Consider the following 15183-nt stretch of genomic DNA (forward strand, 5'->3'; position numbering starts at 1 on the left):
GCTATCAATCTAGTAAAAGACATAGTTCTAACTTATTTTCCTCACTAAAAATAGCTGATAGGTGAATCGCTTTTTCATATCCAACTAATTTCGTGTTTCCTTGCATAATCGTCGGGGCGGTAATATCTGTTTTAATACCACTATTGATAATTTGGCTAGAAATACTTCCCGCCAGCATATTTCCTAATTCTCCACTAAAAGAAACGAGCATTTCCCCTTCTAATTCCATACCAAACATCGATTTAGCAATCAGACTAAAGGTTGAAGGATCCCCCATTAAAACCAACCTAGCTTTTATATCTCCTGTAATTCCGATTAAGATACCAAATTGTAATTGTAAGGATGTACCTAAAAGTTTAGGTCTTGTAAATTCGTGCTTTAAAGGAATAATCGTTTTAAATGATACGTTGGTACCATTCAATAACTCTGTTATAACTTTACTTTTTTCTACTACTGCTACAGGCAAAATAAACCCCTCCATTGTTGATGAAATAAAAAAAGGCTATTTTATAAAATATAAAATAGCCAACAGAAATAGTAATATAATTATTGGTAACCAGGCGATCATAGTTAATCTTCTAACCTTAGACCCTAGAGCTTTGCGTCCTATTCTTTCGAATAGTTTGCCTTTAACTTTTTTGTGATTTAGTTATCTTTTTTGTTATTACGAATAATAAATAAATTATAGTTCATTTTTCTGATATGACTTTTTACTATAAAGTAAAAGTGTCGTATTTAGTCAAGAATAGATTCATTTTACTTTTATCTCTAACAAGTCTTTAACACGATCCTCATATATCGTAATTCCTAAAATTTTTTCCCTATTCTCATTAAGAATGTTCAAGCAATTAATCTCCTTTAGGGATTTAGAATTAGCTTATTAGACATATACGTTTCTAATATTTGTCCTTTATGCATTTGCTCGTTCATATGAATCTTTATATCTTCTAATAACGTTTGCGAACTAGATTCTTCTTTCAATTTAGTACTTTCTATATTGGTTAAGTATTTGATAACAAAAGATTTGATTTGAAAATTCCTTTTAGATAATTCTTCCGCTCCCTCTTTTGTATTCAATACAAAACTAAAGGAAAAGGTGGCATATTTGTTATCTAGCATTTTCACCGTAATATCTTCTATTTTGACTTTTTGTTCTTCTAACTTTTCTACAGAGATATTAGTTAAATCAGTGTTTGATTCTGCTAATGCAGGTTCTTTCATATTTAACCCTAAAAATATACCTACCCCAATACATAAAGCAAAACCTATTACCAGCATTAATTTTTTCATTTCTTCTCCTTACTTATGATTTGACACGGATAATGGAAGATCACGACTTAAAGAAGCATACTTCGTTCGTTCTGCTTCTAATAAGTGATTGTTAGTTTTGTGAATACTTACTGCCCTATTTAAGATGTGTAAATTATCGTCCGATAAACAAAATGCTTAAAATGGAGAACTCCACCCAAGGTATGTTTTTTTAACCTTTTTATTTACCTCAAAACTTTGCTAGCCTATACTTCTGATATCCATTTTCATTCCATTACTTGTAATCTCGTAGTGTAGATAACTTGAGATCAGATGGTGCATTTAATAAAGATTCACTATTCTTGGTTGGAAAACATTCTGAACATGGAGGTTGTTGTTCTGTTATTGTAGATATGAGGCATGTAGAGGATACGATACACGTTCTTTCCCATAGTAATGGGAGGTAGATGTCCTCTCCTATGTTTAAATTAAGGAAGATAAAGTCCTTCCACTTCATAGGAATAGCCAAAAAAGCTTCATACAATAAACATTTGGTAACTAGGCAATCATAGTTAATGACTTTTGACTCATATTTTAACCTTAGACCCTAAGCTTTGCGTCCTATTCTTTCGAATAGTTTGCCTTTATCACATATTTATATGAGTGACTTTTTAACTAGCATTAAACATCATATAAGAAATTTAGACTAAATTCAATTAAATTCGACAAAAATTAATATTTTATTAACTATACTATTAAAGTTTTACTATGAAGCTGTTGATATGTTGCATTGAAATCATAAATATATATAGACAGATAGATGGCATGAGTGAAGAAGCTTTAGAAGATTTATCAAGAAGCTATCAAATGATGAAGAATCTTCAAGAAGGCGGGAAACTGTATAATCCACAGAATTTGGCGAAGGTTAGACTAACGTATTATTGCGAACCGTAACGGTTTACGCTATAACTGACGCTGTCGCATTTATGGCTATATATTACTAAAGAGTTGACACCATGAGCATTGATCGTACAAAATACCTCTTTATGGGAGTGGATTTAGATAAGCATTCACATACCGCTGTTCTGTGTAATTGCTTTGGTGACAAAATCCAAACATTTAAGGTTCAAAATACTCCATTACAATTTCCATTGTTCCTTGACAAACTAAATAAATTTACAGATGGTAAAGGATTCATTTTCGGACTAGAGGATTGTAACTTTTATGGACGAGCCCTTGCTAAATTTTTAATTTAAAAAGGCTATATGGTCAAAGAAGTCAATTCATCTTACACGAAAAAAAGAGGCAAGCGGGTACAAATAAAAATAAAACAGATGAGATAGATGCCTTAGCCATTGCAAAAAACCTTATTTACGAGTTTAATGATCTACCGTTAGCCAATCCACAAGATATTTACTGGACAATCAAGCAAACATTGAACAGTAGAAATAACTATAATCAGATGGCTACAAACATTAAAGTTAGCTTACACAATCTTTTGTTACATCAATACCCTAACTATAAAACATTCTTCAAAGACCTTGAAAGTAAAACAGCTAGGCATTTCTTTTACAAATATCCTACACCCGATTTACTTAAAGAAGTTGATGAAACAGCTTTAACAAAAGTATTAAAAGAAGCTAACAATTCCATAAGAAAAAACAAAGCACTAGAAATACTAAATGCTGTAAAAGCGGCTGGCTATTGGGAAAATGACTATCAAGAAGAACGTAATGAACTCATCCGCTCCTATATCAACTCGTTAAATCGTTTTATAAAGGAAATAAAGCGGCTTGAGCAGAAACTTGACTTGTTAATTGCTGAAACTGGCTATCCATTACAAACAATTGATGGTGTTGATACTGTTTTAGCAGCTACATTTATTGCTCATATTGGCGATATTAATCGATTCACTAACAGTAATAAAATAGCGAAGATAGCTGGTATCGCTCCAATTGAGCATAGCTCAGGAGAAACCAAAAAACAATATGCCAATAAGTTAGGGAATCGTGAATTAAACAAAGCCTTTTATTCTCTAGCATTGACACAAATACGAAAAGATATAAACCCTATCATGTATGAATACTATCAGAAAAAGATAAAAGAAGGACGTAAAAAGAAACATGCTATGGTATTTGTCCAACGTAGATTAGTTAATATTGTTTATCGTATCATGAAAGACAAGCGAGCATATGAACCACCAATTGAAAAGGAGAAACTAAAAGCTGCTGTAGAGTAAGAAACTGATTTCAAAGGGATAGCTTTTGCTATCTCTTTTACTTTCAGCTCCTCCTCATCAAACCGTACGTGAAGTTTTCCTTCATACGGCTTTCCGACGTTCTTCTTTCCTTGGCTTTACAGCGTCTAACTAGCTAATTTCACTAATATATGTTTCACTTCTTTTCTTACATCCTTTAAATTTCCATGTTTCTTACGATTATTTCTCTTTTTGTTATGAAATAAGGTAAGTCGTTCTAATACATACCAGTCGATTCTATTTAGCCATTTCTTTGCGTGAGCCGAGATAAGATAGTAATTCTTGAAACCTTGCAGTTTCCTATTTAGCCCTTTTACTAACTCTCTGATATCCAAGTATAATTTATTCCTTGGTTCTGTATAGGCTTTAATCTTAGAACGCATTTTCTTCATCGCATTCCTCTTAGGTATATGTGACATGACATATAACGTGTTTCCACCTTTTCGTCTGATTGGAAACTTCCGATTATGAAATCCTAGAAAATCGAAACCATCTATGTCATTCCACAGATTAACTAGTCTCGATTTATTTCTATTAATAGTAAGGTCAAGTTTCCTCATTATTGATTGGATGACCTTTATACTTTCAAGTGCTTGTTGTTTGGTTTTACACATAATGACGAAGTCATCCGCATACCTTATGAGTTCACCCAAGTCTTTGAACTTCTTCTCCCAAAGCATATCCATTGTATTTAGGTAGATATTAGCTAAAAGAGGTGAAATTACACCACCTTTCGGTGTACCAGTAATTGGATTTCTTATTTTGCCTTCCTCCATTATGCCTGACTCTAGCCATTTTCGAACAAGCTTTAAAACCCGTCGATCACTAATCCTTTGTTCTAATATTTTCATCAACTTGTATTGATTAATATTATCGAAATATCCTTGGATATCGACGTCTACTACCCAAAAACATTTCTTACTGGCTTTTCTTATCTTTGCCATCGCTTGATGGGCATTTCGCTTTGGACGAAAACCAAACGAACAGTCATGAAAGTCAGCCTCGAATATTGGTTCAATAACCATTTTCGTTGCCATCTGTACGACCCGATCTTTAATAGTTGGAATTCCTAATGGACGTTTCTTTCCATCATCCTTTGGAATATAGGTTCTTAGGACTGGACTAGGGTGATAACGCTTCTCCTTTAGTTCCAAATAGATCTCGTTCATAAATTTCTTTTCCCCGTACTCCAAGACGATTTGTTCAATCGTCTGTCCATCGACACCTCCACTTCCTTTCTTTCGCTTCACACGTTGCCATGCCTCCCCTAGAATATCAGGACGATAGATTTTGTCATATAAAGCGTGAAATCTTCGAGTTGGACATTCCTTGGCACAAAGATATAACGTCTTCCAGAGTTCTTGAGCTTTTACTTTATTGGTGTAGTTAGTCATTTTCCTGACATTCACTGACTCTTACCTCCTTCTGACATATGAACGAAGTAGGGTAATGGCTTGCGCCGTCCTTCCCTAGACAATGTTGTGTTGTCATTGTCATTAATGGTACTATGACCCCCTCCGACTCCCTCTCATCCATCCACCACTTCGTTTGCACTTATAGGTTTCTGCTTTACTTTCGTTAGAAAGTGACAAGGAGGGTATCCCCAGTTCCGCTAACTACTTTACTAACATGTCGCTCCCCATACCCCGAGAGATTCATCGGTGCTGCTATTCCAAGATCTTCACACCTTCCATGGTCTTCGCCCATTATCCCAAGGCTCGACTTCTCTTTGACTACCGTAGGTAGGTTCTTTTGACGAGACGGCAGGATTCACTTTATGTTACAACCTGTTAGTTTGCTCGCACTCCGCTAGGGAGTTACTTTGTCACAGGGCTTCAACCTTAGAATTTCTTCACCAGTTGCCTGTCAGCTACTGAGCGTCTTGGTACTTACTCAGGTTGGACTTTCACCAACTAGCAATTAACGACTTGCTGGGCACGCGGACAATAAAAGAGGTACTAGGATTAAACCTAATACCTCTTGATATTGATTTATTAACGTAATAATTGAAGAACTCCTTGTGGTTGTTGGTTCGCTTGAGCCAACATTGCTTGTGCTGCTTGAGAAAGAATAGAATTCTTAGTTTGGTTCATCATTCCTTTCGCCATCGTGGAATAGCCCCTACTCCTAAGATTGAAGTAGAGGCTTAGATTACTTGTTGCTTGAACATGTAATATTTACATAACAAACTTATGTTCTATAATTATAATATATATATCAACATTGATTTGTTACTGATTATGCAGGGATTACTTTTAGCAGGAACATTGGGGTTATAATCAACTTTCACCATTTCCCTCAAAAAGTAAAAAAGAGCAACCATCCATCTAGGTTACTCCAAAAAACCTTCAAATTTTCAAATCAATGTTCCCACCTAAATGTGGCTGAGCAGCGTTTTGAATCGCTGTTGCATCAGCTGTGCCTATCAACTTCTGAATAGCTTCTCCTTGCAGTTCGGCATTTCCTATTGCCATTTTCATAACTGACATCGAAGCTTGCTGCTGGATTTGTCCTTGACTCAATGCCATTGACATTAATGCTATGTCTATGAAAAAAACTTTCTATTTCTAATGGACAATCGAATGTAACTGTTTTTCTAGGGAATGAATTTCATTTTTCAATTCATTCAATTTATCATTCAACTTGTCAACTTCTTTCGAAGTAAGTTCATGGTCACGGGCATATTCAGCTATTCTTTTCATTTTATTAAGCCTTATGTCTATCTCTTCCAAGATAGAATCCTGTTTCTCACACCATTCGAGCTGCTCTTCAAGAAACTTTTTATGTTCTTGGTCATCTTTATCCATCTAGTTTCCCCCTGTCGAACAGCTTTATATGAAAAGAGACTCTAGCAAAACTAGAGTCCCTTTCAAATAATTTAAAATTAACGAAGAAGTTGTAAAACTCCTTGAGGAAGCTGGTTAGCTTGAGCCAGCATTGCTTGTGATGCTTGAGAAAGAATAGAATTCTTAGTTTGTTCCATCATTTCTTTCGCCATGTCTACGTCACGGATACGAGATTCCGCAGCAGTTAGGTTTTCAGAAGATGTGCTTAAGTTGTTGATTGTGTGGTCTAAACGGTTTTGGTATGCACCAAGTTTAGAACGCTCAGCAGATACATTTTCAATAGCATCATTTATTACATCTATAGCAGCAGTTGCCTTTTCATGTGAAGAAACATCTAATGCTTTGAATGAGCCAGTATTGTCCGTTCCATTTGTTACATCTTTAGCATCAGTATAACTAGCAATTTTACCTGATTTAGAAGTTACTGTTAAGTTTCCCTCACTAGCAACTTTCAATTTATCAGATGTTGCTCTCATATCATTTACTTCAATTGTCATACTTTGACCTGCATTTGCACCGATTTGGAAACTAGCCTCGAAACCTTCTCCACCTTCTTGTTTAATGGTTACAGTGTCTGCACCATCGGAAACGGCAGTATCAATACCTGGTGTTTTAGCTAGAATAGATGCAATTTTGTTAGCTTGTTCAGCTTCAGTATCATCAGCTGTTACGTCAATATCAAAATCATCACTATTGCTACCAAATGTAATAGTCTTGTCACCGACTTTTAATGTATCACCTGCTACAAAAGCTGTATCAATTTTTACTTTTGCTTCAGCCTCCTGAACACTAGCTGTTACTTGAGTAGAAACTGCCTTAGCAGCTTGCGCACCCCCAATAGCCACTGCTGAACCTGTTGCTTTTCCTTCTTTTTCTTTAACTGTGATTGACCCATCTTCATTATCTGTTACTGAATATTTTTCAGAGAATGTATTATCAGCTGCCAATACAGTAGCAATAACTGCCGCCTGAGCCTCTTTTGTTGTTGCTGTACTAGTGTTAACATTTCCTGAACCATCATCTTTACCAGTAATTGTTACACCACCGATGGAAAACGTTTCAGCATCAGTTAAAGCTGTAATTGCGATTTTCCATTCCCCTTGTGTTTCAGCAGTTTTAGGAGTTAATGTAATAGCACCTGTACCAGTAGCAGTAGCCGTTAAGGCTTTAGGTTCATCTCCACCATTCAGTAATTTTTGAGTATTGAACTCAGTAGTATTACCAATACGGTTGATTTCAGATGTTAATTGGTTAATTTCTTTTTGAATTTCTCCACGGTCTGAGTCTGTGTTTGTATCATTCGATGCTTGTGTAGCCAGTTCACGCATACGTTGAAGAATATCATGCGTTTCACTTAATGCACCTTCAGCTGTTTGAATCATTGAAATCAATTATGTTATCACAGTGGCTTTTTATCCGCTGCTTCTTTATGTTTCCATAAAGTTCAGGTCATATCTTCATCCCGGTAGGATGCCCCGCGCTCGTGGGTAGCTTATTGGTACGGTTCCTCACCACCTGACCGTCACACCTTCCTAACTACTAATTACCGATTCATTAGGCTTGGCTCGGTATTGCCTACCATCCACCTTGAAAAGCTTGGTTTAGGGTTCCACCGAATTCACGGAGTTTTCATCTACACATTACTGTTTAGAGCGGCATTTCTAGTCTACCGTCTTGAGCGTTTGCTGAAGCTTGGTCTAAACCACGTACTTGTGCTCTCATTTTTTCTGAGATTGCTAGACCAGCTGCATCATCTCCAGCTTTGTTAATACGTTGACCTGAAGATAATTTCTCCATTGAAGCTTGTTGTGCATTGTTTGCATTACCTAACTGACGATACGTGTTCAACGCCGCAATATTATGATTAATTCTCATTTCATTTTCCTCCTTGAATATCGAGTTCACATCCGTGTGAACGTATTGTATTGTTTCTGAGATTACTTAGGTCGGCCGCCCTATGTTCCCATTACATTAAATATATCGACAGGTTTGGAAAAAAGTTTAATAGATTTCTATAAAACTTTTTTATTTTTAACATCAAAAAATCTATTTAAAAAAGCCCCAAAACAAGGAGCTTCTCTATAACTATTAATCCACATTCTTCAATATCGCAAACAAATCCGAAATCCCTTCCGCAGCACTTTTGTTTTCCTTCTGAATTTCCAAATATATTTCCTTCCGATGTATCTCCACATTCTTTGGAGCGTTGATGCCTAGTTTAATTTGGTCCCCTTTTACCGAGACAATTTTGATTTCAATATCATCACCAATTTGAATAGCTTCGCCGGTTTTTCTTGTTAGTACAAGCATAAGATCACCCCTTCACCTTAGCATGAGGTACAATCAAATGCTTCGTTTGATACTTGCCATCATTTAAAATCAACTGTTTCGCCTTATTATTTTTGCTATTCATAATAACTGGGGCCTGCAAATTAGCGGTTGTTTTTTCAAAAGGGTCTTGGATGGTTAAAATGGAATAGACTTGGACATCGATTTCTTTTTCAATCATCAATTGTTCGACAGTTGCATCGTCAATTTCAAAATCATAATCACGGAAAAATAAAAATGGGTCGACGATGACAAACCCAATTGTTGGCGTGTTAGTTGATTGCAGGATGGCATATATATCATTGTCTGGTAGTGATAAAATAACAAATTGCTTTTCCTCCGGAAATCCTGGAATCCCTTTATCAAAATTCCAAATGTCCTTATTAACAATTTCTACTTCACCATGATATTTTGTTTCGATTTTCATAGACCATATCCTCATTTCATTCATAGTCCTTTTTTTATAATTGTACCTGATTTATCATTCATTTCATAATTTCGATTGACCAGTCGCTAGTATCCTATCCCACCACATCAATTTTCAATTGGTTCCGCTGTTCCAACCGTATATCCACATCCCCAGCCTGAAAATCAATCCGCGGCTTCTGCGTCACAGCTTCATGTCTCACCTTCTGTGTCTGCACATCAATATTCACCTTCCTAGGCTGATAGTGCACTTTCACACTAAACGGCGGTGGAACAAAGCCAATATTATATTGAAAATCAAATAATTGACCCTTCCGCTTCGCCATGTTAACAATCGCATTCACACCATATTCAATCCTCATCATTTCCGTTCCTTCAGAGGCTCTTCTGGCAATTCCACTTAATGCATCGCTCTTCCCTTTTTGTGCAGTTTCTGCAATTCTTCTAAAAATATGCTTAATATCCATCGATTCCCATGCTTTTGTTTGGTCAATGCTTAATCGACCTGGTGTGGTACGAATCGACATTTGTGCCTGTGGCTGTTGAATACTTTGCTGGGCTTTTGGCTGCCTGATACTTTGTTGTGATGGTGTACTATGTATTTCAATTTTTGCAGGGATTGATTGCATTCGTATTTGTGGGATCTGCATAATTTTCACCCCTTTTTTAAAAGAAAGGTGTCAGGCTCCACATCGCCAGACACCTTTTTAACGCTTCTATCTTAACGTAAAAAATCCATTAACGTCGGCTGAATTACCCTCGCCCCGACGGAGAGTGCGGCACGATGCACACTTTCTTGGGCAAGCATCTCCGTTACGACTTTTTCAAAATCAACGTCTTCATTCTCAGACATTTTTTGCTTGACGATGATTTCCTGCTGATCGATTCGGTTTTCCATCAATTCAACACGATTATAGCGGGAACCCAGTTCCGCACGGGAATTATTCACACTGGCAATATGGTCATCCATGTCTGTGAGAAAAGCATTGATTTCTTCACCTGTACTAGTAGGATCATTTAAACTCGCAATCAAATCTTCCACATTATCGAATAATTCTTGACCAAAAACGTCCTTTGGGTTGATATTTACATTGATATAAACACCTTTCGCCAATTCCAATTGAACGCCCTTTTGATTTTCGGAAATGACATTCCCGAACTTATCCACTGGTGGGTTTAATGTGTCCGTCCCATTGAAAATATATTTATCCCCGACCTTTGTATTGGCGATTTCAATTAATTGTTCCTTTAGCTGACCGATTTCCTCACTAATGGACTTTCTTTGATTTAGATCATACGTGTCATTACTTGCTTGCACAATCAACTCACGCATCCGTTGCAGAGCCTGTCCAGCTTGATCCAACGAAGCATCTGAGTTGTCAATCCAGTTATACGCCTCTGAGAAATTTCGTTTATACTGTTCGACTTCTTGGACATTCCGGCGATAGGTGATTCCTTTCATCGCTACAACGGGGTCATCTGAAGGTCGATTAATCTTTTTCTGATTCGAAATTTGATTTTGTAAATCTGCTATTTTGTCATAGCTACGACTCAAATTGGAGAGCATATTGTTTGAAACCATTGATTGTGTTACGCGCATTTCTTTTCACCATCCTATCTACCCGATACGCCCATTCCATTAATAATCTTGTCTAGCATTTCATCGATAATCGTAATTTGTCGTGCTGCTGCATTGTATGCATGCTGGTATTTGATTACATTCGTCATCTCTTCATCTAATGATACTGAGCTGACCGATTGACGGTTTGTATCTACTGAGTCTTTTAACACTTCACTGTTATCTCTCAATCGATTGGCCTGTTGGGCATCTACACCTAATTGCCCTATCATACTTTCATAGAACGAATTAATAGAACCATTACTAATCAAACTATATTTTGTTAAATCAATTGTCCGAAGTCCTTCTAATTGCTGACTGTTATTCGTTAAAAGAAATCCAGAAACATTGGCTAAATTAAGAGCGTTACGTCCATTTCCACCATTAACGGCTACCCCCGAAGGATCGAGCGTATCTACACTAGAAGCGGCGATATTTTCTGGCTCCAACGTTGCGAGCAAAATATCTCTTGCAGCACCTTGATACGATTTAGGCTCTTCTCCATTTGAGAATATGACGCTTGAACCATCCACCATTCTGAAGAATTGACTACTTCCGGGATTTCCTTGCAAATCGAAGCCCTGTGAATGAATTTCGTTAAAAATATTGGCAAATGTATAAGCAAGTTGATCTAATTGATCCAGCATCTCTGGGTAGAGCCCCGCAATCTTCGTTGAAACAGTAGAGCCATCAGGGACCCCATACCCATAGGACTCAATTAAACCTTTTAATTTTCCAGATGATAAAGTCATTTGTCCATTTCTTGCGGCGATTTCTACTTTTCCACTTTCGACACGACTGGTGGAGTCAAAAATCGTTAAAGAATCAATGGCCTCAGGAACATCGTAGGTGATACCATTATGACCTTTAAACCCAAGCTGGAAATAATCAAATTTCGAAACTAAGTTGGTTTCTGAACCATCAGCACCAATCATTTGGATCGTGTAAAACCCTTCCGCATTTTGATGAGGATTTCCACCTGGTGGAACTTTTTTCACCTTGATTTCAACATGTTGTGATAGCTGGTCCACCAATAAGTCACGTTTATCATACAGATCATTCGGTAAATAACCATGGGGCTCCACTTCGCCGATTTGCCGATTCAGGTCAGAGATTTGTTTTAATAATGAGTTGATTTCCTGAAGATTAATGCCAATTTCGTTTCCAATATCGTTTTTAATCGTATCTAGTGATTGACTTAAATAGTGAAACGTTTCAACAACAGCTTGTCCACGTTGCAAAACAACCTTACGCGTCCCATCGCTCTCCGGATACGTACTTAAATCCGATAACGATTGCCAAAACTCCCCCATAACAGCTGCTAAGCCATTATTTGACGGTTCATTCAATATGTCTTCCATTTTACTAAGGGCGTCCGCTCGCGATGACCAATACCCCAGTTTATTGTTTTCAGTCCTAAATTGAACATCTAGGAATGAATCACGAATCCGCTCAATTGAATTCGCCTCAACCCCTGTACCGATTTGACCCGGGATTTCAGGACGATTAATTCCTACGGTTGGATATGGAGTGGTGGGGCTAAAATTGACGACCTGTCGCGAATACCCCTTTGTATTGGCATTTGCAATATTATGACTGGTCACATACAATGCCTGTTGCTGGGCATACAGCCCGCGTTTTGCTGTTTCTAATCCTTGAAATGTAGAGGACATGGGTTCCCCTCCTTTTTCTATGCTTTTGAATCAAAAATTGAGGTCTTAGGTAATGAATCTTGATCGTTCTGTTCTTTCGAATAATTATCAAGCTCATCCGGCAATAGTAAATCTAATTGAAGATTGACGAATTGCAGAGATTGTTGAACTAATTGCTGGTTTAACTCGTTTACCTCTTTTAGCTGTTTGATTAGGTCCGTTAGTTCTTGTTTGATAGAAAGCAGTTTTTCCTGATCAGCATCGTACAATTGAGGTAGACAGTTCGTTAATGTCCATTCTGATTCCTCTGGAATGATGCTACTTACAGCTTTTTGTCGTTCTTTTTCTAATATGGTAATTGCATTGATATGCTTTTGTTCATTTCGTAAGTATTCCTGAAAGGCATCGAAATCCCCATTTTTGAGGATGGCTGTTTTTTCCTTGCTTAGACCAAGTAAGCTCTGATGCAGCTTCAGTAATTTTTCCATCACGGTGATGAGTGCTTGGGCTGACAATTCCACCCCACCTTTCTGTGTAAAAGGCTTTTAATCCCTGTTGTTTATATCGGCTAAAAGAATGAAGTTTTTAATTTTTTTTGAAACACGGGGACGGTTCTCCCGTTTCAATATAGCAAGTTATCCATTACGTATACATATTGATCAATAACCCTTTAATTTCTCCCACCATGTCCAAAATCTTCAAACCGTTCTTTTCCTTATCCAATACAGCATTGGTTAAATCAATCAATTTTTTATCTACTTCTTTGACAATTTTATAGACCTTTGTTCGACCACGACGGTTAAAGCCCCGCTGTTCCTCAAGCTTTAAACCATTATTGACGGCTTCATCCATAAATTCTTTGACGAGTTTTTTATATCTTTTCAAGTCTTCTACGGTTTGCGTTTGAGAGAGAACCTTCCCTTGATCCTCGATATCCTGCATCATTTGCGTCATTTTCGCATACATGACATCTTCACGTTTTTTCCCCATGACCTCAGTAAAGGAAATCGATTCAGTGGGAATGTCTGCTTTTTTCTGAACTTTATTGATGCCTGTTCGGTTGATACGATTTACTTCCATTTGTCCGCACGCCCCTATGTTTGATTAGTACCATTGTAAAAGAAAAAAGAGAAGAAGCCAATATGACTCACTTCTCTGCTTAGGTTTATTGTAATAACTGTAAAATCCCTTGTGGCAGCTGGTTTGCCTGTGCGAGCATCGCTTGGCCTGCTTGGTTTAGGATATTGTTTTTCGTAAAGATCGTCATTTCCTCTGCCATATCGGTGTCTCGAATACGAGATTCTGCAGAGGTTAGGTTTTCAGCTGCGGTTTGAAGGTTTGCTGTTGTGTATTCTAGACGGTTTTGGTAGGCACCTAGTTCGCTTCGTTGTTCGGAAATCTTTTTGATTGCATTATCTACAGAAGTAATAGCACTCGACGCATTAGTTTCTACATTTATACTACCTATTCCTATTGATGTTGAATCCATCTTTTTAATCGTTATATCTAATGTTTCAGATGCGTTCGCACCAATTTGGAAAGTGAATTTACCATTTGAACCTCCAGTTTGGTCGAGTAGATTTTGACTATTAAATTGAGTCGTTTTCGCAATCCGATCCACTTCTTTAATTAATTGGCTAACTTCAGCCTGAACTGCCTTTTTATCTTCAGCCTCTAACGTCCCATTCGATGCCTGCACCGACAATTCTCTCATTCTCTGTAAAATACTATGAACCTCATTTAATGCCCCTTCAGCGGTTTGAATCAATGAAATCGCATCAAGCGTATTTCTTTCCGCCATGTCCAAACCACGGATTTGCGAACGCATTTTTTCCGAAATAGCTAGACCTGCGGCATCGTCTGCTGCTTTATTGATACGTAAACCTGAAGAAAGCTTTTCTAAACTTTTTGATGTGGCATTCATCGTTTGTGATAAATTTCGATAAGCGTTTAACGCTTGAATATTATGGTTGATTTTCATGTTATTTCTCCTCTCCAAATCGTTCTGTTTCTCGTTCTAACACCATTACATTTTGTTCATAGGCGTTGGTTTTTCTACGAAGATTGGTTTGTGCTGCAGAAGGCTTCGTTTTCATCGCCGTACTCCAGGCCTCCGCCAATCTTTCTGCAATGGATAAAACTTGCTGTATCATCGCAATATCTTTTTTACGATTTCCTTCGATTACGTTGTCGGCCATGTAATTATAGAGTGCATCAAGCTGATCCGCGATAATTCCCGCTTCATAGTTGATCCCCGCGCCTAAACGATAGAGAATATCATTGGATTTCTGTAATTTTTTATTTGCATCGATTAATTTCTTTTCTTTTATATCATCAATAGCACCCGATAATTGATTCATTAATGCTTCATATAAGAGTGCCGTAATTTCCTGAGAACTTTTCTGATAAATAACTTCCTCGGTTATAAAGTTCAAAAGCTTGTCCTCCTAAAAGTCCAATATCTAAAATTTATATCGACCAAAACAAAAAAGTGTTAACAGATTTTAGACAAAAAAATAAACCAATACATGGGTATTGATTTATTGTTTATAAAAATCGATCATTTTGTTGGCTATTTCAGCTGGCTTAATTTGGTAGGTACCATTTTCGATCCGTGCCTGGAGCTCTTCTACTTTCGTTTGCCGTTCTTTTTCAATCGAAGAGATGGACTGCATTTCTTTGGCCTCAGGAGAGATTTCAACGACATCTGTTTTCTTCTGATTCATTTTATCAAGTTGATTAATTTTGTTTTGCTGGCTTTGATATGGATTTACCCCAGATGGTCTAAATTGATTAATCTTCACGATG

At 37.2% G+C, this 15183-nt stretch carries 19 protein-coding genes, 2 pseudogenes and 2 riboswitches; of the genes and pseudogenes, 3 read left to right on the forward strand and 18 right to left on the reverse strand.

Going from position 1 to position 15183, the window contains the following annotated elements; genetic code table 11:
- Positions 1-4 precede the first annotated feature (4 nt).
- Both Q5760_RS21505 and Q5760_RS21510 read right to left on the reverse strand, forming a co-directional pair.
- Positions 5-466 (reverse strand): chemotaxis protein CheX, encoded by a 462-nt coding sequence (locus Q5760_RS21505; RefSeq protein WP_428909630.1) that lies wholly within the window; start codon positions 464-466, stop codon positions 5-7.
- Between the two features lie 82 nt (positions 467-548).
- Positions 549-638, reverse strand: a riboswitch (cyclic di-GMP riboswitch).
- A 220-nt stretch (positions 639-858) separates the two neighbouring features.
- Entirely contained in the window at positions 859-1290 is a 432-nt protein-coding gene (locus Q5760_RS21510; RefSeq protein ID WP_428909631.1) for a flagellar basal body-associated FliL family protein, read from the reverse strand.
- A gap of 508 nt (positions 1291-1798) precedes the next feature.
- A riboswitch (cyclic di-GMP riboswitch) is annotated at positions 1799-1901 on the reverse strand.
- A 172-nt stretch (positions 1902-2073) separates the two neighbouring features.
- Between Q5760_RS21510 and Q5760_RS21515 the strand changes: the two genes are divergently transcribed.
- From Q5760_RS21515 to Q5760_RS21525, 3 genes are all read left to right on the forward strand, one after another.
- Complete coding sequence (locus Q5760_RS21515) at positions 2074-2202, forward strand: hypothetical protein (RefSeq protein ID WP_428909632.1); 129 nt, start codon at positions 2074-2076, stop codon at positions 2200-2202.
- A 62-nt stretch (positions 2203-2264) separates the two neighbouring features.
- A complete protein-coding gene (locus tag Q5760_RS21520; RefSeq protein ID WP_428909633.1) occupies positions 2265-2504 on the forward strand; it encodes a hypothetical protein in 240 nt (79 codons plus the stop codon).
- A gap of 29 nt (positions 2505-2533) precedes the next feature.
- Positions 2534-3487 carry an IS110 family transposase gene (locus tag Q5760_RS21525; RefSeq protein WP_428912653.1) on the forward strand — a complete coding sequence of 318 codons (954 nt, stop codon included), beginning with the start codon at positions 2534-2536 and terminating at the stop codon, positions 3485-3487.
- A gap of 125 nt (positions 3488-3612) precedes the next feature.
- On the opposite strand, the gene ltrA is transcribed toward Q5760_RS21525, so the two are convergent.
- The 16 genes and pseudogenes from ltrA to flgM form a co-directional block, all read right to left on the reverse strand.
- On the reverse strand, positions 3613-4914 hold the full coding sequence (ltrA, locus tag Q5760_RS21530) for a group II intron reverse transcriptase/maturase (protein ID WP_428909634.1): 1302 nt from the start codon (positions 4912-4914) through the stop codon (positions 3613-3615).
- A gap of 585 nt (positions 4915-5499) precedes the next feature.
- Positions 5500-5613: pseudogene (locus Q5760_RS21535) on the reverse strand (flagellin); the annotation flags it as partial.
- Positions 5614-5853: 240 nt separating this feature from the next.
- On the reverse strand, positions 5854-6054 hold the full coding sequence (locus Q5760_RS21540) for a YjfB family protein (protein WP_428912654.1): 201 nt from the start codon (positions 6052-6054) through the stop codon (positions 5854-5856).
- An 18-nt stretch (positions 6055-6072) separates the two neighbouring features.
- Positions 6073-6312 carry a hypothetical protein gene (locus Q5760_RS21545; RefSeq protein WP_428909635.1) on the reverse strand — a complete coding sequence of 80 codons (240 nt, stop codon included), beginning with the start codon at positions 6310-6312 and terminating at the stop codon, positions 6073-6075.
- A gap of 77 nt (positions 6313-6389) precedes the next feature.
- Positions 6390-7733 carry a flagellin gene (locus Q5760_RS21550; protein WP_428912655.1) on the reverse strand — a complete coding sequence of 448 codons (1344 nt, stop codon included), beginning with the start codon at positions 7731-7733 and terminating at the stop codon, positions 6390-6392.
- A 286-nt stretch (positions 7734-8019) separates the two neighbouring features.
- Positions 8020-8226 (reverse strand): annotated as a pseudogene (locus Q5760_RS21555) (flagellin B); the annotation flags it as partial.
- 213 nt (positions 8227-8439) lie between these two features.
- Positions 8440-8661 (reverse strand): carbon storage regulator CsrA, encoded by a 222-nt coding sequence (gene csrA / locus Q5760_RS21560; RefSeq protein ID WP_428909636.1) that lies wholly within the window; start codon positions 8659-8661, stop codon positions 8440-8442.
- Positions 8662-8665: 4 nt separating this feature from the next.
- Positions 8666-9106 (reverse strand): flagellar assembly protein FliW, encoded by a 441-nt coding sequence (fliW, locus tag Q5760_RS21565; protein WP_428909637.1) that lies wholly within the window; start codon positions 9104-9106, stop codon positions 8666-8668.
- 94 nt (positions 9107-9200) lie between these two features.
- Entirely contained in the window at positions 9201-9755 is a 555-nt protein-coding gene (locus tag Q5760_RS21570) for a DUF6470 family protein (RefSeq protein ID WP_428909638.1), read from the reverse strand.
- Between the two features lie 71 nt (positions 9756-9826).
- Positions 9827-10705 (reverse strand): flagellar hook-associated protein FlgL, encoded by an 879-nt coding sequence (flgL, locus tag Q5760_RS21575; protein ID WP_428909639.1) that lies wholly within the window; start codon positions 10703-10705, stop codon positions 9827-9829.
- Between the two features lie 14 nt (positions 10706-10719).
- Complete coding sequence (gene flgK / locus Q5760_RS21580; protein ID WP_428909640.1) at positions 10720-12396, reverse strand: flagellar hook-associated protein FlgK; 1677 nt, start codon at positions 12394-12396, stop codon at positions 10720-10722.
- Between the two features lie 17 nt (positions 12397-12413).
- Positions 12414-12896: a flagellar protein FlgN gene (locus tag Q5760_RS21585; RefSeq protein WP_428909641.1), complete on the reverse strand. Its 483-nt coding sequence runs from the start codon at positions 12894-12896 to the stop codon at positions 12414-12416.
- A gap of 121 nt (positions 12897-13017) precedes the next feature.
- Positions 13018-13455, reverse strand: a complete 438-nt coding sequence (locus Q5760_RS21590; protein WP_428909642.1) for a YaaR family protein — start codon at positions 13453-13455, stop codon at positions 13018-13020.
- 85 nt (positions 13456-13540) lie between these two features.
- Positions 13541-14356 (reverse strand): flagellin, encoded by an 816-nt coding sequence (locus Q5760_RS21595; protein ID WP_428909643.1) that lies wholly within the window; start codon positions 14354-14356, stop codon positions 13541-13543.
- A gap of 1 nt (position 14357) precedes the next feature.
- Positions 14358-14810: a flagellar export chaperone FliS gene (gene fliS, locus Q5760_RS21600; RefSeq protein WP_428909644.1), complete on the reverse strand. Its 453-nt coding sequence runs from the start codon at positions 14808-14810 to the stop codon at positions 14358-14360.
- Positions 14811-14915: 105 nt separating this feature from the next.
- On the reverse strand, positions 14916-15179 hold the full coding sequence (gene flgM / locus Q5760_RS21605; RefSeq protein WP_428909645.1) for a flagellar biosynthesis anti-sigma factor FlgM: 264 nt from the start codon (positions 15177-15179) through the stop codon (positions 14916-14918).
- Positions 15180-15183: the final 4 nt, after the last annotated feature.

This window comes from Niallia sp. Kr1, from assembly GCF_050389805.1.
In the GTDB taxonomy this organism is placed as follows: Bacteria; Bacillota; Bacilli; order Bacillales; family Cytobacillaceae; genus Bacillus_BD.